Source organism: Brevirhabdus sp. (assembly GCF_052826345.1).
In genome coordinates this window covers 1-19,320 of record NZ_JBRBUA010000095.1, presented here as the reverse complement: position 1 = coordinate 19,320, position 19,320 = coordinate 1, and the positions used below count along the sequence as shown (strand labels likewise).

At 66.8% G+C, this 19,320-nt stretch carries 19 protein-coding genes, 1 tRNA gene and 2 pseudogenes; 11 read left to right on the top strand and 11 right to left on the bottom strand.

The genetic code is table 11. The annotated features are described in order from the left end of the window. The 4 genes and pseudogenes from ACU0BR_RS11625 to ACU0BR_RS11610 form a co-directional block, all read left to right on the top strand. Window positions 1–241: pseudogene (locus ACU0BR_RS11625) on the top strand (formate dehydrogenase); the annotation flags it as partial. A 112-nt stretch (window positions 242–353) separates the two neighbouring features. Further along, a complete protein-coding gene (locus ACU0BR_RS11620; RefSeq protein ID WP_446156998.1) occupies window positions 354–1,619 on the top strand; it encodes a formate dehydrogenase subunit gamma in 1,266 nt (421 codons plus the stop codon). Between the two features lie 55 nt (window positions 1,620–1,674). Next, window positions 1,675–2,997 carry a c-type cytochrome gene (locus ACU0BR_RS11615; RefSeq protein ID WP_446156997.1) on the top strand — a complete coding sequence of 441 codons (1,323 nt, stop codon included), beginning with the start codon at window positions 1,675–1,677 and terminating at the stop codon, window positions 2,995–2,997. Then, window positions 2,994–3,122: a hypothetical protein gene (locus ACU0BR_RS11610; protein WP_446156996.1), complete on the top strand. Its 129-nt coding sequence runs from the start codon at window positions 2,994–2,996 to the stop codon at window positions 3,120–3,122. The genes ACU0BR_RS11615 and ACU0BR_RS11610 overlap by 4 nt, the downstream gene beginning before the upstream one ends. A gap of 49 nt (window positions 3,123–3,171) precedes the next feature. Here ACU0BR_RS11610 and ACU0BR_RS11605 read toward each other — a convergent pair whose 3' ends face one another. The 4 genes from ACU0BR_RS11605 to ACU0BR_RS11590 form a co-directional block, all read right to left on the bottom strand. Further along, a complete protein-coding gene (locus ACU0BR_RS11605) occupies window positions 3,172–3,324 on the bottom strand; it encodes an RSP_7527 family protein (protein WP_446156995.1) in 153 nt (50 codons plus the stop codon). 312 nt (window positions 3,325–3,636) lie between these two features. After that, window positions 3,637–4,806: an AAA family ATPase gene (locus ACU0BR_RS11600; protein WP_446156994.1), complete on the bottom strand. Its 1,170-nt coding sequence runs from the start codon at window positions 4,804–4,806 to the stop codon at window positions 3,637–3,639. Window positions 4,807–5,153: 347 nt separating this feature from the next. Further along, window positions 5,154–7,061 carry an acyl-CoA synthetase gene (locus tag ACU0BR_RS11595; RefSeq protein WP_446156993.1) on the bottom strand — a complete coding sequence of 636 codons (1,908 nt, stop codon included), beginning with the start codon at window positions 7,059–7,061 and terminating at the stop codon, window positions 5,154–5,156. Window positions 7,062–7,240: 179 nt separating this feature from the next. Then, complete coding sequence (locus tag ACU0BR_RS11590; RefSeq protein WP_446156992.1) at window positions 7,241–7,396, bottom strand: hypothetical protein; 156 nt, start codon at window positions 7,394–7,396, stop codon at window positions 7,241–7,243. Window positions 7,397–7,477: 81 nt separating this feature from the next. Between ACU0BR_RS11590 and ACU0BR_RS11585 the strand changes: the two genes are divergently transcribed. Beyond that, window positions 7,478–7,930 carry an RrF2 family transcriptional regulator gene (locus tag ACU0BR_RS11585; protein ID WP_446156991.1) on the top strand — a complete coding sequence of 151 codons (453 nt, stop codon included), beginning with the start codon at window positions 7,478–7,480 and terminating at the stop codon, window positions 7,928–7,930. 9 nt (window positions 7,931–7,939) lie between these two features. Here ACU0BR_RS11585 and ACU0BR_RS11580 read toward each other — a convergent pair whose 3' ends face one another. From ACU0BR_RS11580 to ACU0BR_RS11570, 3 genes are all read right to left on the bottom strand, one after another. After that, on the bottom strand, window positions 7,940–9,736 hold the full coding sequence (locus tag ACU0BR_RS11580; protein WP_446156990.1) for an ABC transporter transmembrane domain-containing protein: 1,797 nt from the start codon (window positions 9,734–9,736) through the stop codon (window positions 7,940–7,942). 189 nt (window positions 9,737–9,925) lie between these two features. After that, a tRNA-Gly gene (locus ACU0BR_RS11575) sits at window positions 9,926–9,999 on the bottom strand. Window positions 10,000–10,089: 90 nt separating this feature from the next. Continuing rightward, entirely contained in the window at window positions 10,090–10,938 is an 849-nt protein-coding gene (locus ACU0BR_RS11570; protein ID WP_446156989.1) for a hypothetical protein, read from the bottom strand. Window positions 10,939–11,278: 340 nt separating this feature from the next. Between ACU0BR_RS11570 and ACU0BR_RS11565 the strand changes: the two genes are divergently transcribed. Next, entirely contained in the window at window positions 11,279–12,046 is a 768-nt protein-coding gene (locus ACU0BR_RS11565; protein WP_446156988.1) for a LysM peptidoglycan-binding domain-containing protein, read from the top strand. Between the two features lie 142 nt (window positions 12,047–12,188). Here ACU0BR_RS11565 and ACU0BR_RS11560 read toward each other — a convergent pair whose 3' ends face one another. Continuing rightward, the gene (locus ACU0BR_RS11560; protein WP_446156987.1) at window positions 12,189–13,766 is read right to left on the bottom strand and encodes a bifunctional metallophosphatase/5'-nucleotidase; all 1,578 of its coding nucleotides are present in this window, start codon (window positions 13,764–13,766) and stop codon (window positions 12,189–12,191) included. 158 nt (window positions 13,767–13,924) lie between these two features. Between ACU0BR_RS11560 and ACU0BR_RS11555 the strand changes: the two genes are divergently transcribed. Further along, window positions 13,925–14,260 (top strand): DUF952 domain-containing protein, encoded by a 336-nt coding sequence (locus tag ACU0BR_RS11555; protein WP_446156986.1) that lies wholly within the window; start codon window positions 13,925–13,927, stop codon window positions 14,258–14,260. After that, complete coding sequence (locus ACU0BR_RS11550) at window positions 14,260–15,318, top strand: quinone-dependent dihydroorotate dehydrogenase (RefSeq protein ID WP_446156985.1); 1,059 nt, start codon at window positions 14,260–14,262, stop codon at window positions 15,316–15,318. Before ACU0BR_RS11555 ends, ACU0BR_RS11550 begins: the two co-directional genes overlap by 1 nt. Before the next feature lie 37 nt (window positions 15,319–15,355). Here the strand turns inward: ACU0BR_RS11550 and ACU0BR_RS11545 are convergent, their stop codons facing one another. The 3 genes from ACU0BR_RS11545 to ACU0BR_RS11535 are packed head-to-tail and all read right to left on the bottom strand — an operon-like array spanning window position 15,356 to window position 17,752. Beyond that, window positions 15,356–16,681 (bottom strand): MATE family efflux transporter, encoded by a 1,326-nt coding sequence (locus tag ACU0BR_RS11545; RefSeq protein ID WP_446156984.1) that lies wholly within the window; start codon window positions 16,679–16,681, stop codon window positions 15,356–15,358. Next, the gene (locus ACU0BR_RS11540) at window positions 16,674–17,312 is read right to left on the bottom strand and encodes a PaaI family thioesterase (RefSeq protein ID WP_446156983.1); all 639 of its coding nucleotides are present in this window, start codon (window positions 17,310–17,312) and stop codon (window positions 16,674–16,676) included. Before ACU0BR_RS11540 ends, ACU0BR_RS11545 begins: the two co-directional genes overlap by 8 nt. After that, entirely contained in the window at window positions 17,309–17,752 is a 444-nt protein-coding gene (locus ACU0BR_RS11535; RefSeq protein WP_446156982.1) for a PaaI family thioesterase, read from the bottom strand. The genes ACU0BR_RS11540 and ACU0BR_RS11535 overlap by 4 nt, the downstream gene beginning before the upstream one ends. Before the next feature lie 145 nt (window positions 17,753–17,897). Here ACU0BR_RS11535 and ACU0BR_RS11530 point away from each other — a divergent pair, with 145 nt between their 5' ends. From ACU0BR_RS11530 to ACU0BR_RS11520, 3 genes and pseudogenes are all read left to right on the top strand, one after another. Beyond that, a complete protein-coding gene (locus tag ACU0BR_RS11530; protein ID WP_446156981.1) occupies window positions 17,898–18,266 on the top strand; it encodes a MerR family transcriptional regulator in 369 nt (122 codons plus the stop codon). Window positions 18,267–18,568: 302 nt separating this feature from the next. Then, a complete protein-coding gene (locus tag ACU0BR_RS11525; protein ID WP_446156980.1) occupies window positions 18,569–18,964 on the top strand; it encodes a MerR family transcriptional regulator in 396 nt (131 codons plus the stop codon). A 13-nt stretch (window positions 18,965–18,977) separates the two neighbouring features. Further along, a pseudogene (locus ACU0BR_RS11520) lies at window positions 18,978–19,320 on the top strand (acyl-CoA dehydrogenase); the annotation flags it as partial.

Sequence of the window (19,320 nt, the reverse complement as noted above, 5' to 3'; positions counted from 1 at the left end):
ATGCACCTTCTGCAACGGCGGCCCCGAGGAAGACATGAGCCAGGTCGAATTCCAGAAATACGGCCGCAACCGGATCGCCGAGGGCAAGCTGCCGATCTGCGCCGAGATGTGTTCGACCAAGGCGCTTCTGGCGGGTGACGGCGACACCGTGTCGGCGATCTACCGCGAACGCGTCGTCGCGCGCGGCTTCGGCTCCGGCGCCTGGGGCTGGGGCACCGCCTACGGCCAGAAGGGCGGCTGATCCCGCCCGCGGCGCGGCCTTGCCCTTCGCGGGCGGCTGCGCGATCATCCCGAGGGGCGGGCCCGCGCCCGCCCCTCGCCTGTTTTTCATCCCTGATGACGGGAATTACCTGATGCCGATTCTTCGAACATTCCTCGCGCTGGCCGTCTGGCTGATGCTGGCCGTGTCCCCCGCCACGCTTTGGGCGCAGGGCGAGGCGGCGGTGACCCAAGGGTCCGATGTGGGCGAGATCGGCGGTCCGGCCGCCGACACCGGCGGGCGCCAGACGCTGGATGACATCCTGCGCCGCCAGCGCGGCGAAACCGTGGACGACAGCGCCCGGCGCGGCGACACCGGCGCGGCCGCCAATGCGGCGGGTATCGCCTCGCAGCTGGGCACGCTGGGCGGGGCCTCCGACGCCGAGGTCTACCGCGCGATCCGCTTCGGCACCGCCGACGTCAAGGTATCCGCGCGCAACGCGGGCGCGGGCGTGCTGATCCAGGACGGCGGCATGCGCTGGCTGGAATGGCGCCGCGGCCCGCTGGCCGAATGGGGCGGCTGGCTGCTGCTGGACACGCTGGCGCTGCTGGCGCTGTTCCTGCTTCTGCGCGGACGGATGCAGATTTCCGGCGAATGGGCCGGGGTGATGATCCCGCGCTTCACCGTGGTGGAACGGTTTTCGCACTGGCTGCTGGCGGGGTCGTTCCTGTTGCTGGCCATCACCGGGCTGATCACCATGTTCGGGCGGCCTTACCTGATCTCCCTGCTGGGCAAGCCCGCCTATGCGACGCTGGCGACCGGGACCAAATGGACGCATGACAACGTCTCCTGGGCGTTCATGCTGGGGCTGATCATGGTCACCGTGCTGTGGCTGTTCCAGAACCTGCCCAATCGCCACGATGTCATCTGGCTGCTCAAGGGTGGCGGGGTCTTTTCGAAGGATTCTCACGTCTCCGCGGGGAAATTCAACGCGGGCCAGAAGATCATCTTCTGGGTCGTGGTCATCCTGGGCGTGTCGATTTCGCTGTCGGGTCTGTCGCTGCTCTTCCCCTATGACATGCCGCTCTTCGCGCCCAGCTTCGGCATCCTGAACGACTGGGGCGTGCCGGGGTGGTTCGGCATGGCGCCCTTCCCCGATCAGATGGCCCCGCAGGAGGAAATGCAATACGCGCAGCTGTGGCATGCGGCCGTCGGTTTCGTGTTCATGGCGGTGATCCTGGCGCATATCTATCTGGGCACCGTCGGCATGGAAGGCTCCTTCGATGCGATGGGCCGGGGCGAAGTCGATGCCCAATGGGCAAAGGAACACCATGACCTGTGGTACGAAGAGGTGACGGGCCGCGACGCCCACGCCCCCACCGCCGGAAAACCCGATGCGGCCCGCACGCCGGCCGAATAGACTCTTCGGCAGGATCGCGGGCGCCGCGGTCCTGTGCCTTCTGCCGGCGCTTGGCATGGCAGAGGGTTTTTTCACGCTCAAGGGCCACGGGGGCCCGATCAAGGGCATTGCCGTGTCGCCCGAAGGCGACAGCATCCTCACCGCCAGTTTCGACTATTCCGTGGGCCTGTGGCGCGACGGGCGCCCCAGCTGGCTGGAAGCGCATCGCGCCGCCGCCAACACGGTGCTTTACCTCGATGCCGATACGGCCGTGTCGGGGGGCGACGATTTCGACCTTTACCGCTGGGATCTGACCCAGGGCCGCGCTGCGCGCATGACCGGGCACAGAGGCAAGATCATCCAGCTGGCGCTGAGCCCCGATCGCCGCTGGCTGGCCTCGGCCAGCTGGGACGGGACGGTCGGGCTGTGGGATCTGCACGCGCCCGCCTCGGCGCCGCCCCGGCTGCTGCGGGGCCACGACGGCGCGGTGAACGACGTGGCCTTTTCAGGCGACGGGCGGACCTTGTATTCGGCCTCCGCCGATGGGACGATCCGGCAATGGGATACCCCCGGCGGACGCCTACGCCGCACGCTGATCAAGCACGGGTTCGGCGTCAACGTCATGGTGCTGAACCCGCGCGCCAACTGGCTTGCCTATGGCGCGGTGGACGGGGTGACGCGGGTGATCGAAACCTCGACCGGCAGGCAGATCGCGGATTTCACGCTCGACCGGCGGCCGATCCTGGCGCTTGCGGCGCGCCGGGATTACGCGACGCTCGCGGTGGGCGACGGCGAGGGCTACATCATGCTGATCGACACCCAAAGCTGGACCATCACCCGCGATTTCCGCGCCGCGCTGCGCGGGCCGGTCTGGGCGCTGGCGTTTTCGGCGGACGGGCGCAACATCCATGCGGGCGGGCTGGATGACGCGCTCTACTCGTGGCCAGTGGCGGGGCCGACCGAGGGGCCGGTGGAGGGGCCGGTGGAGGGTGCGTCCGAGGGCGACACCGTCGCAAGCGTGCCCCGGCCCATGGTCTCGGAAAACCGCAGTTTTCTGCGCGACCCCGACAAGATGTCCAATGGCGAGCGTCAGTTCCAGCGCAAATGTTCGATCTGTCACACGCTGGGAGAGGACACAAGGCGCCGCGCGGGCCCGGCATTGGGCGGGCTTTTCGGTCGACGGGCGGGCAGCGTGCCGGGATATGCCTATTCGCCGGATCTTGCGGCGGCGGCGATCGTATGGGACGAAGACACGATAGACGCGCTGTTCGATCTGGGTCCCGACCATTACATTCCGGGTTCCAAAATGCCGATGCAGCGTATTACCGACCCGCAGGACCGGCGCGACCTGATCGCGTTCCTCAAGGAAGCGACAGATACGAAGGGGATGAAAGAATGAAGACGATGCTGCTTTCGGGCGTGGCGATCGCGCTGATCGCGATCGGCGCCAATCTGGCGTTGCAGGATGCCGGGCTGTCGACCCGTGATGTGACCACCGGCCCCAACGTCCGCCTCGGCGGTTAGGGGTCGGTGGCCTCACGCGATCGGCACGGGCACAACAGCCACGGGCCGATCAGCTGGTGCGGGTGTTGAGGGTCTGACGCGGGCCGCGAAAGACGGAGGCGATGCGCGCCCTGATCGCGCGGATGCCGGACGCCAGATACCGGGCGCGCATTTCGTTGGCTTCTTTTTCGATACGGGCGATTTGCAGGTGGTCATAGGCCATGGGTCTGCTCCTTGGGCTGTGCGTTGCGTTGAGCCAAAGGTAAGTGACCCTGACCTTTGGCAACACCCACAGTTCGGCAAGGCCGTCATGCACGGCTTGCAGCCCTTCGCCGCGGAGCGATGCAGGCTTTGCAACGCACGGCAGTCGGGCCACGCCGGAGGGCGCGCACGAGCATGTGCCCGTGGGCCTGCCGCAATCCAGCGGCGCCGCTGACGGCGCAAAGGCAAAGGGCGGGGCCCTTGGCGCCCGGCCCCTGACGCTAAATGTTGATGGATCGGTCCTTTTGGAGCCCTCTTCGGCACCTGACCTCACTCACCGTCCGCCGACGCGCCGCAGATGACTGTCGAACATCGGAACGGTGAAGGCGATGTAGCCCGTGCTCGAACTATAGATCATGCCTTTCTTGATCAGGTTGTCTCTCACGGTGCTGAGCGACTTGAGCAGGGTGTCGGACTTACTTGCAACCTCTGAGATCGCATACGGGCCTTCTCCCATTTCCGCCATAACTTCACATATCTGGCGCTCTCTTTGCGTCATCCGATCCGTTCGGACGCGATAGAATCCAGCATCCAGGCGCGCAAGAGCATTCGCGGTCGCGCGCTCGACGTCCGCAAGGACGATTGGGGATGCATCGGCAAGATTCCAGATTTGGTAGCCCCACTCTTGCAGAAAGAAAGGATATCCGCCCGTGAGGTCGATGATCCTGCTTACTGCCTCATCCTCAATCTCCTCACCCTCTTCTTCGATTGGTCGCTGAACAGCCTCAGCAGCGTCTTTCGGCAAGAGGTTGTCGATGTTGTGATATGTGAAGATGCGCTCGGCGTAGGATTTTGCCTGGCCCGCCAGTCTGGGAACAAGTGGTAGCCCGGCGCCAACGAAGCAGATTGGAAGCTGCATCTGGTTCGTGCGATGCAGGGCCGTCACCAGTGCCGAGAGACCTCTTCGGTCCAGGTATTGGACTTCATCTATAAAGATTGCCCACCCTGTCCCGGCCGATTGCGCAGCCTCCCCCACCATTACCATCAGTTCTGTCATGTCTTGATCGAGGTCGCCGCTATCTGCGTGTCCTTGTAGCGGATCGACCGAGACCGAAACGTCACCATGGGAGAGCTTGAGGGTCGAAATGAAGCTCGCAACCCCTCTTAGTCCTCGAAACGCGAGGTTCTTTGCCTTCTCCACGTTGCTCAGGCGCAGCAGAGCGGTCTTGGCCGCTATGGCGAATTGACGTGCAAAATCTTCTTTCTCCGGAGCTTCGATGTGGAGCGTGAGGAATCCCTCGTCGTTTGCGTCTTTGGCGATCCGGTTGAGCAGGACGGTCTTCCCTGTCCCTCGAAGCCCGATCAACATGAGGTTCCTCGCGGGTCGCCCCCGGAGTGCCCGTTTCATGGAAACGGCGGCATCGTGGATGATGTTGTCACGCCCCGCCAGTTCCGGCGGTGGCGTTCCTGCATCAGGAGCGAACGGATTTCTAACCTCGTCCAATGATCTTCTGCCTTCTTTGACATTCTCTGCTGTTCTCTGAACATATACAGAGAATGCCAGAGAATGTCAAAGAATCTTGGAGAGCAGCCCCGCATCAGCGGGAGAGCCGTGCTCTCGAAGATATCTTCGGGGGCGCTTGACGCATTTCCTCTACATCTGGTTGGCGGGTTGAGAACAGTGCCGTTGAGAAAGTTGATCGTAGTGCGGCCCACCGAAAAGCTCTTTCAACATTTAGCGTCAGGGGCGGGGCCCATGGCGCCCGCCCTTCCCGGCTGTCCGTTGCGTCCCCGGCCTTCACCGCTGCCGCTGCCGCTGCCTTTGCATAAGGCGCGAACCCGTGGCGGCCCTCAGGCGGCTTTCGCCTCGGGGTCGGCCCATTCCCAGGGGCAGGTGAAGCTGCCCAGAACCTCCGCCACGCGGGCCTCTTCTGCCGCGTCGCGCCCGCTCAGCCGCGCGACGAGGCCCCGGCGCTTGTCCTCGATCACCTCGGCCACCCGCGCTTTCAGCCGGGCCTCACCGAGCGCGGCATCGTAGATCCGCGTGATCGCAAGGCGGCGCAGGTCGGGCTTGAAGATCTTGCCCACCGCCGTCTTCGGCAGCTCATCCATGATTTCCAGATACTTCGGGTGCGCCGCGCGTTCCTGCACATGGGCGCAGGCGTAGTCGAGCAGCTCCGCCTGCGTCACGGTGGCCCCGGCGATCAGCTCGACATAGGCGCAAGGCAGCTCCCCGGCGTGGGCGTCGGGTTGTCCGATCGCACCGACGAAAGCCACCTGTTCGTGCCCGGCCAGCGCCTCCTCGATGACGGCGGGATCGATGTTGTGGCCGCCCCGGATGATCAGATCCTTGGCCCGCCCGGTGATGTAGAGGTAGCCGTCCGCGTCGATGCGGCCCAGATCGCCGGTCCGAAGATGCGTGCCGTCGGCAAAGAGCCCCGCGTTCTTGGCGGCCTCGGTATAGGTGCGCCCCGTCAGGACGCCGGGGCTGGCGACGCAGATCTCGCCCACTTCGTCCACGCCGCAAGCGCGTTTGGAGGCGCCCTGCCCGTCGCAGTCCAGAATTCTGACGTCGGTGTAGGGGAAAGGCAGGCCGACCGAGCCGATGCGCTTTTCCCCGCCCGGAGGGTTGCAGGACACCAGACAGGTCGCCTCGGTCAGACCGTAGCCTTCCACGATGGTGACGCCGGAGGCTTTCTCGAACTTCCTGAACAGCTCGATCGGCAACGGGGCGGAGCCCGAGAAGGCGGTCTTCACGCTGGAGATATCGGCATCCACCGGGCGCTGCATCAGGGCGGCGATGGCGGTGGGAACCGTGATGACGAAGCTGACCTGCCAGCGTTCGATGAGTTTCCAGAAATTGTCGAACACGCCGTCGCCGCGATAGCCCTGCGGCGTGGGAAAGACCACATGCGCGCCGCTGGCGATGGCGGCCATCAGGATGACGTGGCAGGCAAAGACATGGAACAGCGGCAGCGGGCAGATGATGGTGTCCTGCTCGGAAAACAGCAGCCGATGGCCCAGCCAGCCGTTGTAGACCATCCCGTCATAGGTGTGCTGCGCGACCTTGGGCATCCCCGTGGTGCCGCCGGTGTGGAAATAGGCGGCGACCCGGTCGCCCGGGCTGTCGGCGAAATCGAGCTTGGCGTTCTGGCGCGCGCATTCGCGGGTGAAATCCAGCACCCGCGCCTTGTGCCCCACCGGGTTCTTGGGGCGCACCAGCGGCACGATCCAGGACTTGGGCGGCGTCAGGTAGCGCAACAGGTCGACCTCCAGCACCGTCGTGACGTTGGGTGCCAGTTCCACCGCGCGGGCAGCCTTCTGTGCCACGTCGGATTTGGGAAAGGCGCGCAGCGTCACCAGCACCTTGGCGCCCGTCTCACGCAGAATGGCGGCGATCTGTTCGGGTTCCAGCAACGGGTTGATCGGGTTGGCGATGCCCGCGATCGCGCCGCCGATCAGGCAGATCGCGGCTTCGTTGCAGATGGGCAGCATATAGGCCACCACGTCGTCCTCGCCCACATCGAGGCTGCGGAACAGGTTCGCCGCCTGCACCGAACGGTCGCGGAACTGCGACCACGACAGGGTTTCCGCCTTGGCCTTGGGATCGGAAAGAAGCTGAAAGCTGATCGCGTCGCGGCCGGGGTGCTTTTCCGCCGTGCGGCTGATGAACTGATACATGGTCCGCGGCAGATCGCGGCTTGCCCAGTCCTCCTCGGCTTCGATGTCCTTTAGATCCTTCAGCGATGCAAACGCCATTCACGCATTCCCCCCATAGATGCGGCACGGACCGGGCGCCGCAATTGAGGCAAGCATGGAAAATTAGTCCATTTCGCGCAAGCGTGACCTGACGAAAGCGGCGCACAGGCCGCAATTGTGGAACCGCCCCACCCCCCTGTCGATCTGCGCCCCGGGGACCGCGACCCGCGGCGGCATGTTCATGCGACGACGATCCACACGACGATGAGGCTGACCACCAGATAGACCAGCGTGTTGACCATCCAGCGGATCAGCACGACATCGGTTTCGGGGTCCACGCCCAGCCGTTCGCAGGCTTTGGTACCGGGCCACAGGAATGCTTCGGAGAGGGTCATGGGGGGGGGTCCTTAACTGGTATTGACAATGCGTAATATATTGCGCTGTTAAACCGGCATTGTAAATGCTAAATATACGCCATGCAGTTGGACAAATTCACCGATTACGCCCTGAGGGTGCTGATGACCCTGGCGATCCGCGCGCCCGAACGGGTGGCCACGTCGGAAATAGCGGGCCTTTACGGGCTGTCGGACAACCACCTGTCCAAGGTCGCCACCCAGCTGGCCCGCGACGGGTTCGTCAAATCGGAACGCGGTCGCAACGGCGGGCTGACGCTGGCGCGTCCGGCCGAAGCGATCCGCGTGGGGGCGGTCGTGCGCGCCATGAAACGCGACGATCCGGTGGTGGAATGTTTCGGCACCGACAGATCCTGCCTGATCCTGCCCGCCTGCGGCCTGCGCGATCCGCTGGCCGAGGCGCAGGAGGCCTTTTTCGCGGCGCTCGACCGCTATTCCCTGGCTGATGTCACCCGGCAACGCCAGGCCCTGGCGGGTTTGCTGGGCGCGGGATCGACGCTGCGCGCCGAGGCCTAGCGCAGGACGCTAGCCCGGCACCGCCACGCCTTCGGTGAATTGCAGCCGCGCCAGCCGCGCATAAAGCCCGTCCTGCGCCATCAGCGTCTCATGCGTGCCCTCGGCCACGATGCGGCCCTCTTCGAAGACCAGGATCCGGTCGGCCTTTTTGACGGTGGCCAGACGGTGCGCCACGATCAGCGTGGTGCGGTCCGCGCTCATCGCCTCGAAGGCCTGCTGCACCGCGCGTTCGCTTTCCGCATCCAGCGCCGAGGTCGCCTCATCGAGCAGCAGGATCGGCGCGTCGCGCAGGATCGCGCGGGCAATGGCGATGCGCTGTTTCTGCCCGCCCGACAGCATGACGCCGCGCTCGCCCACGTAGCTTTCGTAGCCTTCGGGCAGCGCGGTCAGGAAATCATGCGCGGCGGCGGCGCGGGCGGCCTGCTCGACCTCCGCATCGCTGGCCTCGGGGCGGCCGAAACGGATGTTCTCGCGGGCGGTGGTGGCGAAGATCACCGGATCCTGCGGCACCAGGGCGATGCCCCGACGGAAATCGCTGCGCGCCATATCGCGCAGGTCGACGCCATCCAGGCGGATGGATCCGCTGGCCGGATCGTAGAAGCGCAGCAACAATTGCAGGATCGTCGACTTGCCCGCGCCCGACGGGCCGACCAGCGCCACCGTCTGACCCGCCGGGATATCCAGCGTGATTCCGTTCAGCGCCGCGACATCGGGGCGTGCGGGATAGTGGAAGGTGACGTTCTCGAACGCGATGGCGCCCGTCTGCGGTTGCGGCAGCGCCACGGGGTCTTGCGGATCGGCGACCGAATCCACCGTCGCCAGCAGCTCGCTCAGCCGTTCGGTGGCGCCCGCGGCGCGCTGCAACTCGCCCCAGATCTCCGACAGGGCGCCGACCGCGCCGGCGACAAGCACCGAATAGATCACGAACTGCACCAGCTCGCCCACGCTCATCAGATCGGCGCGCACGTCGCGCGCCCCGATCCACAGCACACCGACGATGCCGGTGAACACCAGAAAGATCACGATCACCGTCATGACCGCGCGCGTGGTGATGCGTTTGCGCGCGGAAACGAAGGAGCGTTCCGTCACCTCGGAAAAGCTGGCGCGGGTCGCGGCCTCATAGGTGTAGGCCTGCACGGCCTGCACGCTCAGCAGCGCCTCGGAGGCCGTGCCCGAGGATTCGGCGATCCATTCCTGATTCTCGCGACTCAGCACGCGCAGGCGCCGCCCCAGCAGGATGATCGGCACGATGACCGCGGGCACCAGCAGCAGAACCAGACCCGTCAGCTTGGCCGATGTGAACAGCATCAGCGCCAGCCCTCCGAAGAGGATCAGCACGTTGCGCAGCGCGATCGACACCGAGGAACCGATGACCGACAGGATCAGCGTCGTGTCGGTGGTCAGGCGGCTCAGGACCTCTCCGGTCATGATGCGCTCGAAAAAAGCGGGGCTCATCCCGATCATCCGGTCGAAGAGCGCCTTGCGGATGTCGGTCACCACCCGTTCGCCCAGCCGCGTGACCAGATAGTACCGCAGCCCCGTGCCCACCGCCAGCAGGCCCGCGATCGCCAGCGCCGCGCCGAAGTAACTGTCGAGCAGGCTGACGGCCTCCGTCTCGAAACCGTCGACGACGCGGCGCACCGCGATCGGCAGGATCAGCGACAGCGCCGCCGTCAGCGCCAGCGCCAGCAGCGCCGCGGCGGCCAGCAGGCGGTAGGGCATGATGAACGGCACAAGGGCCCGCAATGTTCCGAAATTCTTCGATTTCGCGCGGTCGTCGTCGCCGCCTTTCGGAGTTCTAGCCATCTGAGCCCGTCCTTTCGATGCACCCCCGTTTATGACGCGCCCCCGCGCAGGACAAGCAAGCGCTTCGCCGCAGGCCGATCATGGGAAAAAAACCGGCTCGCCGCGCCGCCGCCCGGCGGTGCAACACAGGGTCGAGGTCAGGGATCTGCGGGAAATCATCGGGGCGTCGGCCCCGCTTGCGCAGGATGTTGGAGCGGGCGACGGGAATCGAACCCGTATCATCAGCTTGGAAGGCTGAGGTCTTACCATTACACAACGCCCGCAAGGCGCAGCCCGTCATATCGCGGCCTCCTGCGGGTGGCAAGGGCGCGCCGCGCATTTCGGCAACCGGGCGCCGGGCCGGTGCGCCGCGCTCAGCCGCCCCGGCGTTGCAGGCGCACTCCCAGGATCGCGGTGTCGATTTCCATCGTCTGCAACGCCAGCCCGCCGCCCGCCGCGCCCTTCGTGCGGGCATAGCGCAGCGACAGCGTGATGTTGGAGAAATAGAACGGCGACAGATGGCCGGGCCCCGCGACCACCTTGTAGGAAAAGCCGCATTCCAGCGCCGTATCGGTCAGCTTGCGCGACAGCGGCGCGATCTGCACCAGACGCCGCCCGTCATAGAGCCGGAACGCCCCCGGGCAGTCGGCGGCATTGACGAACCGTCCGAAGGCCGCGACCGGGTCCACGATCTGTCCGGCAGGATCGGCGGCAGGGACTGCGGCGGCCACGGCGGCGGGGTCCGACAGATCGGTCATCTCGCCCTTGGGGGTGATGGTGACGGTGGCGGGACGGGCGTTGGCGAAGATCACTTCGATCCGGCGCGATTTGCGCGGTGCCGTGCTGACGCCCAGATAACGGATCGAGCCCGCGCCCGCAGGCGTCGAGCTGCCCGCGTACTGCCCGTCGCCCACCCCCAACGGCGTGTTGTCGAGCAAGGTCGAGATTTTTTCGCCCGCCCCGTCGCGCGCATAGCTCACCTGCCCCAAGACCCGTCCGCCAAGCGTCAGATCGAAGCTCTGCGCGCCCGCCGGTGCAGCGGTCAGCAGCCACGCCGCGGCGATTGCCCCCGCCCCCGCGATTGCCGCCGCCGCACCCGAGGCCCCCGCCTGCGCGGTCGCACGCGAGGGCGCACGCGAGATCGTACCCGAGATCGTTCCGGCCGTGGCCTTGCGTGATTTCGCGATGAAACCCTGCGTTTCGCCAATTGATCTTGCCGCCATGCCGCCTCCCCTGCGGGCGGGGCGGACGCATCGGCGCGCCCGCATTCCATTGTCCGCCGTTGTCTGGCCCGCGCCGATTCGACCGGACCGGCCCGACGGCGCTCGCCAGGTCACCCTTGCCTGACCTCGACATAGCATCCCGCGCCAAAAGGCGAACCCGCTATTTGGTGCCTCCCGCCCTCGCGCCTCTCCCTCCTCGCGCCCACCCGTCCTCGCCTCCCCGTCCTCGTGCCTCGGCGGGCGGGCCCGTGGGCGCGGAGGGATTTGCACCCGTCCGGCAGGGCGCTATGGTCGCGCATCGACGCATTCGGTCGATGACGGCCCTGCCCGAGAGGTTTTGATGCGCAGCCCCCTTCCGACCGACCCGCCGTCCCCGCGCATGGCGCGACTGGTTCCACATCTGGCGCCATGTCTGGCCGCATTGCTCGCGGGTGTCGTCGCGGGCGGTCTGAGCACCCCCGCCGCCGCCGGGTCCGCCTGCGGGGTTTTCGAAGCGATCGAGCCAGGCGATACGCTCGACACCATCTCGCGGCGCTGCAATGTCGATCCGGGCCAGCTGCTGGCCGGAAACCCGGACATCGACCCGAAGGTCGGCCTGCGCCCCGGACGCGTCCTCATCGTGGGCCCGACGCCGCAGGCCGATCCGGCGACAGGCGGCGGGATGGCCGCCGCGGGGGGCGGCACGATGCCGATGCGGCTGGAAATGGCGCCGACGCGGATGCCCGCGGATGCCGTCGCCTCGGCGTCCACCGCCCTGCCGGGAGAGGCGGCCCCTGAGGCCACGGCGTCCGCAACGCCCCCGCCGGACCCGGCGGGCGCATGGCCCGATCTCTACCTGACGCGGATTCAGGGTCTCTGGCGCGAAGCGGGCGGTTACTGCACCCAGCCCGAAAGCACCTGGGCCTTCGGGGCCACGCAGATGCGCGAAAACACCGATCTGTGCGATCTCTCGGCGGTGGAGGCCGACGGCCAGTCCGCGCGCATCGATGCCGTCTGTGCCGGACCCGGCGCATCCAGCCGGGAATACCGCCTGCAACTGTCGGGCACCCGCATGACCGTGCAGGGCAGCATTTTCCAGACCAACCTGGAACGCTGCGAACAGCGATAGCCCCGGCGATATGGGTGAATACCCCCCCCCCGACCGCGACCATGCCCGCAACCATGTCCACGGGCGGCAGGCGGGGGATTCGGGCAGGACGATCGGGCGATGATCCGCCCGACCGAGCGTCGGCGCCGCCGATCGGCGCGCGCTATTTGCGGGTGATGCGCCCGTCGGTGTAGGGTTTGTAATCGCCCTGCCCGGCCAGGTATTCAGCCGTCACATCCGCCAGATCCGGGCCGTAATCATACGCATTCTGGCCCTGGGTGGCGAAGATCTTGTAGCCGTCGCCGCCGTTGCGCACATAGTTGTTGGTGACGACCTTGTAGGTCCTGGCCGGGTCCAGCGGCATGAACTTGCCGTCCTGCTTGACCATCACGTCGGAAATGCGGCCCTCATTCGCCGGTTTCGCGGGATCCCAGGTGAATTTCAGCCCGGCGACCTGCGGGAAACGGCCCGCGACCTCCTCGACTTGGCTGACACCGTTCTCCAGCGCGTCCAGCACGCCCTGCCCCGTAATCTCGAAGGTGGACAGCGTGTTCTGGAACGGCAGCACGGTCAGCACCTCGCCCATGGTGACCTCGCCGGCATCCAGCGAAGCGCGCAGCCCGCCCGAATTGGCGATCGCGATGGTCACGCCCTGATCGGCGACGCGGGCCAGCATCGCGTCGGCCACAAGATTGCCCATGCTGCACTCTTCGACGCGGCAGACATCGCGGTTGCCCTCCACCGGCTCCGCCGTGCGGGCGACGACCTTCTTGCGGATCTCGTCCAGCGGCTTGGCCAGCTCGGCGATACGGTCCTTGGTGGTCGTGTCCTCGGCGACCTTGCCGTCCATGAGGATGGGCTCGCCCTTGGCGCTGACGATCTTGCCCGCGTCGTCGAAGGTGACGTTCAGCTCGCCCAGGAACTTGCCATAGGCATAGGCCGAGACGATGGCCGTGTCGCCTTCCATCACCGGATAGGGGCCTGCGGCCTTGTCCTGGGTGTTCGACAGCAAGGTGTTGGAATGCCCGCCCACGATCACGTCGACGCCCTTGGTGCCCTTGGCGATGCGCTTGTCGGCCTCGAACCCGGAATGCGACAGCACGACGATCTTGTCGACCCCCTCGCCCTGCAGCCGGTCGACCTGCTTTTGCACCGCCGCCACCGGGTCGGAGAATTTGACATTGGGCCCGGGGCTGGCCAGTTCGGCGGTGTCCTGCGGGGTCAGCCCGATCAGGCCGATCTTTTCGCCGGCGACCTCGATCACCGTCGACGGCATGAGCTTGCCCGCAAGCATCTTTTCGCCCGAGATATCGGCGTTCGACATCAGCACCGGGAAGTCCAGCGCATCCATGAAGCCGCGCAGAACCTCGGGGCCATCGTCGAATTCGTGGTTGCCCACGGTCATCGCGTCATAGCCCATCTTGTTCATCATCTCGGCCGCGGCCTTGCCCTTGTAATAGGTGTAGAACAGCGTGCCCTGAAACTGGTCGCCGCCATCGACCAGGATGTGGTTGGGGTTGCGCTTTTTCGCCGCCTCCACCGCCGTGACCAGCCGCGCCGACCCGCCGAAGCATTTGCCCGCGTCGTTATCCTCGGCCGAACAACCCGAATCATATTTCGAGATCGGTTCGAACCGCGCGTGGAAATCGTTGGTGTGCAGGATGGTCAGGTTGAATTCAGCCTGGGCCGCACCCGCCATCAAGGCGATGCCCGCCGCCGTGCTCATCATCCGAAGAAACATTGCAAAACCCTCGTTGGCAATCTGTGGGGTCAGGTTGGCCGGGAACGGCCGACCTGTCAAAGCCTCAAATGGCGGGGAACAGCCGCCGGACCCGCCCGCCGCCGTCGCACCGCCCGTTGCATCTTGACCGGCGTGGCGCGGGGGGTCATGTGAACGCCATGCTGATTTACAAGATTTTCCGCGCCCCGGAATGGCAGCAGTTGCAGGACCAGGGCGAAACGCTGGGGGCCCCCGTCGATCTGGCGGATGGCTACATCCATTTTTCCACCGCCGAGCAGCTGCGCGCCACCGCCGAGAAGCATTTCGCGGGGGTGCCCGATCTGGTGCTCTGCGCGCTGGACAGCGACCGTCTGGCCGATGCGCTGAAATGGGAACCCTCGCGCGGGGGGGCGCTGTTTCCGCATCTCTACCGCAAGCTGGCCCTGGCCGAGATCGCATGGGCGCGCCCGCTGCCGCTGGGCGAGACGGGCCACGATTTTCCCGAAGGGCTGTGATGCGGCTGCGCGAAAAGCTGGCGCTGGCGATGCTGCACCGCATCGACCCGGAGCGCGCCCACACGGCGTCGATCAACGCGTTGCGGGCGGGGATGATGCCGTCGGTCGCGCCGGTCACCTCCACCCGGCTGGCCACGCGCGTGGCCGGGCTGTCGCTGCGCAACCCGGTCGGGCTGGCGGCCGGATTCGACAAGAACGCGCAGGTGCTGGGGCCGCTGGTGCGCAGCGGCTTCGGCTTTGTCGAGGTGGGCGCGGCAACGCCGCTGCCGCAGCCCGGAAACCCCCGGCCCCGCCTGTTCCGCCTGAGCGAGTCGCGCGCCGCGATCAACCGTTTCGGGTTCAACAACGACGGCGCCGAGCGGATCGCGCGCAGGCTTGCCGGCCGCCCCTCGAACGGGGTGATCGGGCTGAACCTGGGGGCCAACAAGACCAGCACGGACCGCGCGCGCGACTATGTGCGCGTGCTGGAAACCTGCGGGCGGCATATCGATTTCGCCACGATCAACGTCTCGTCGCCCAACACCGAGAAACTGCGCGATCTGCAAGGCCCCGAGGCGCTGTCGCAGCTGGTGCGCGACGTCGTCGCCGCGCGTGATGCACTGGGGCGGCGGCTGCCGCTGCTGCTCAAGATCGCGCCTGACCTGACTCCGACCGAGATCGAGCAGATCGCCGACAGCGCGATCGCGGCGGGCATCGACGCGATCGTCGCGACCAACACCACGCTGGCGCGCGACGATGCCAAGGGCCGCCATGCCGCCGAGGCGGGCGGCCTGTCGGGCGCGCCCCTGTTCAACCGCTCCACCCGCGTGCTGGCGCGGCTTTCGCTGGCGGTGGACGGGCGCGTGCCGCTGATCGGCGTGGGCGGAATAAGCAGCGCGCAGGACGCCTATGCCAAGATCCTGGCGGGGGCCTCGGCGGTGCAGCTCTATACCGCGCTGATCTACGGCGGGCTCAGCCTGGCGTCGGAAATCGCGACGGGGCTGGACAGGCTGCTGGAACGCGACGGGTTCGCCAATGTGGCGCAGGCCGTGGGGGCCGGGCGGCACAAGTGGCTGTAGCGCCGGGCGGGGGCGCTCGGGCTTCGGCGGGCGCGGCTCAGCGCCCTTCGGTCCGGGCCTCCAACGCCGGATAGCGCAGGCCCAGCGTGATGCCGCGCGCGGCGAAAAAGATCAGCAACCCCGCCCATAGCCCGTGGTTGCCCAGCGTTGCCGTGAGCGGCCAGATCAGCGCGCCGTAGACCGCCGCCGACAGCACCATCATGTCGCGCATGTCGCGTGTCTGCGTGGCGCCGATGAAGATGCCGTCCAGCATATAGGGCGCCAGCCCGACCAGCGGCGCCAACGCCATCCAGTAGAGATATCCCCGCGCGGCCTGACGCACCTCGGGCGCGGTGGTCATCAGATCGACGATCAGCCCGCCGAACAGGACAAAACTCAGCGCCAGCAGCACGCTGACCACCGCGCCCCAAAGGCTGGCCAGCTGCGCGCTGCGCCGCAACGCGGCCCGGTCGCGCGCGCCCAGCGCCTGGCCCACCAGCGTCTCGGCGGCAAAGGCGAAGCCGTCCAGCCCGAAGGAGGTCACATGCAGGAATTGCAGCAGGATCTGATTGGCTGCCAGCGTCACATCCCCGAAGTCCGCGCCGAAGAACAGGAACGACACGATCACCGCTTCCAGCAGGACCGAGCGGATCAGGATATCGGAGCTGACCGCCGCCATCCGGCGCAGCCGCACCGCGTCGAAGATGCGCGCCGCATCGCGCCAGGCGCGCCGCGCGAAGGCGTCCCGGCAAAACCACAGCCCCAGCGCCAGCCCGCCCCATTCGGCGATCAGCGTCGCCGCGGCCACCCCCTGCACGCCCAGATCCAGGTGCAGCACGAACAGCAGATCCAGCCCGATGTTGATCCCGTTCATGACCACCTGGATGACCAGCACCGCCCGCGTGCGTTCCTGCGCGATCAGCCAGCCGGTGATGCCGTACATCGCGATGGCTGCGGGCGCCGACCAGATGCGCAGGGCCATGTACTGGCGCGCCAGCGCCTCCACCTCGGGCGACGCGGGCGACAAGGCAAAGCCGCCCAGAAACAGAGGCCCCTGCAACGCGATCAGCGCCAGCCCGCCCAGCGCGGCGATCAGCAACGCGCGCGACAGCAGCGCCGAGACCTCTCGCCCGTCGCCCGCGCCGATGGCCTGACTGGTCAGCCCGACGGTGCCCATGCGCAAAAAACCGAAAATCCAATAGATTGCCGTCAGGATCACGGCGCCGATGCCCACCGCGCCGATCGGCGCGGGCATGCCCAGCTGCCCCACGACGCCCGTGTCCACCAACCCCAGGATCGGAACCGTGGCATTGGACAGCACGATCGGCAGCGCGATGCTCAGAACGCGCCGGTGGCTCAGCGGCGCCGGCGCGGTGTCAGCCATGGCGTGTGGCGGCGGGTCCCCGGGGGGCGCCGTTCGGGGCATCGGATGGGGCATCGGGCGCCGCATCGGGGGCAGGCGCCTGATCGGATGCGCCGCGCCGGTCGCCCATCATGAAATGCCCGGTGGCCTGGGCGAACAGGCGCTGGCGATTGTCTTGCCACGCCTCGACATGAACGGAGGCGTAGCGCCGCCCGAACCGATTGACTCGCGCGCGTGCATAAGCATCGCGCGGCAGGCCGGAACGCAGGTAATCCACGGTAAAATCTATCGTCTTCGGCAGCCTGGGCGCGACATCGCCATCAGCGCCCGCCCCCAGGACCGAGGCAGGGGCGGCATCCGCCCGCGGCGCGGATTGACCGCCTTCCAGATCCTGCCAGGTGCGCGACCAGGCAAGCTCCACGATGGCGGTGACTTCCAGAAAGGCGGCGGTGACCCCGCCGTGGATGGCCGGCAGCATCGGGTTGCCGATCAGCCGGTCGGAAAACGGCAGGATGAACGTCAGCTCATCGCCGCGCCGGTCGATGCGGATGTCGAGGAAGGCGGCGAAGGGCACGCTGGCGATCAGGGCGTGCAGCGCCCCGTCGCGGCGCTGCTTGACGACCTGCACGGGCTCCGGCCGGGGGCGGCTCATGACGCCTCCTTGCGATGACCGTCGATGGTGAAGGTGCCGCTGGCGGTGGCGACCGGGCGGGCGCTGTCCTCATCCGTGGCGGTCGCGCGCACGAAGGCCACGTTGCGGGTGACGTGATAGCATTCCGCCCGCGCGGTGATGCGCTGGCCGGGGCTGGCCGCGCGCATGTAGTCGATACGCAGATCGAGCGTGGCCGTGCCCAGCGGCGCGGAGGGATGCGTCATCACCGCCGCCCCGCCGCAGGTGTCCATCAACGCCGACACCGCGCCGCCGTGGATCACGCCCGTCGAGGGGTCCCCGATCAGCCGCTCGTCATAGGGCATGTGGATCGTCGCGCGCCCGTGGCCAATGCTGTCGAGCTTCATCTTCAGCTCGCGCGCGTAGGGAATCGCTTCGATGAACTGTCGGGCGATGCGCGTGGTCTCATCGGGTTCGGGCATACTGTGGTCCTTGAATTTCTTTCGTTTATCCGCTTTCGTAAGGAAGTGCTGCAAGCAATTTTTACGCGTGAACCGAACAGCGGCCCTCGATACAACCACCACGGCTGCCGCGGCCGGTATCCGAAGCGAAAGGAGCGCCGGAAGGATGTCCGAGACCCGTCTGAATTTCAAGGAAATGTGCGCCCGGTTCGACGTCACGCCGCGGACCCTGCGGTATTATGAGTATATCGAACTGCTGACGCCCCACAAGGAAGGTCGCTCGCGGTTCTATGGCCCCAGGGAAATCGCGCGGATGACGCTGATCCTGCGCGGCCGCCGCTTCGGCTTTTCGCTGGAGGACATCCGCCGCTGGTTGCAGCTCTACGATGAGGCCGGCACGCAGACGCAGATGGCCGACTGGCTGACCAAGGCCGAGGCCCAGCTGAAGGTGCTGGAAGACCAGCGCCGGGAGCTTGACGAAACCATCGAAGAGCTGCGCGAGCTGCGCGACCGCTCGATCAACGAGGCCGGATGACCCCGCGCGCCTTGCGGCGCGCCGCATCTTTTTGCCGGCCCCCGCCCCGGCGCCTGTCCTGACGCGGGCCGATCGTCCCCGGAGCGCATTCTGGCATTACCTCGCCGACCGCCACCGCCGACGACCGCCACCGCGCAGCACGCCGCGACGGCCAGCGCATGGCAGCCCCTCCGCCCGCGCCGAAAACCGGCCCGTCGCAAAGCTGACGCAACGTCTGCATTACGTCAACGTAAAGCGCCCTTGATCGGCACTGCGCGCCGCGCCATCTTCGGCGCAGGTCATCAGTTGGGAGGTTGAGCCAGATGGAAGAAACACTCACAATCCGCGAAATGTGCGATGCCTTCGGGGTCACCCCCCGGACGCTGCGGTTCTATGAGGCCAAGGAGCTTTTGTTTCCGCAGCGCGACGGCCAGCGGCGCCTGTTCACCAAGCGCGACCGCGCCCGGCTCAAGCTGATCCTGCGCGGCAAGCGCTTCGGCTTCAGCCTGGAAGACATCCGCCAGTTGCTCAACCTTTACGACATGGACGATCAGCAGATCACGCAGTTCAGCCGCACATACGACATCGGCAAGGAACGCCTGGACGACATGATCCAGCAACGCGACGAGTTGAACGACGCGATTGCCGATTTGCAGGAACAGTTGCGCTGGGGCGAAAAGATGATCGCCTCACTCCAGCAATCCAAAGCCGCCGAATAAGGAACGCCAAGCGATGCCGAGCTATACCGCCCCGACGCAGGACATGCATTTCGTCATTCACGACGTGCTCAAGGCCGATCAGGCCGACATCCCCGGCTATGACGAGCTGGACCGCGCCTTCACCGCCGCCGTTCTGGAAGAGGCCGGCAAGCTGGCGGGCGAGGTGCTGGCGCCGCTGAACCGTGTCGGCGATCAGCAGGGCTGCACGCTGGAAAACGGCGCGGTGCGCACGCCGGAGGGGTTCGAAACGGCCTTTGCCAAGATGAAGGAAGGCGGCTGGACCGCGCTTGACTGCGACCCGGACTATGGCGGCCAGGGCATGCCCTATCTGATGAACACCGCCGTGGGCGAAATGT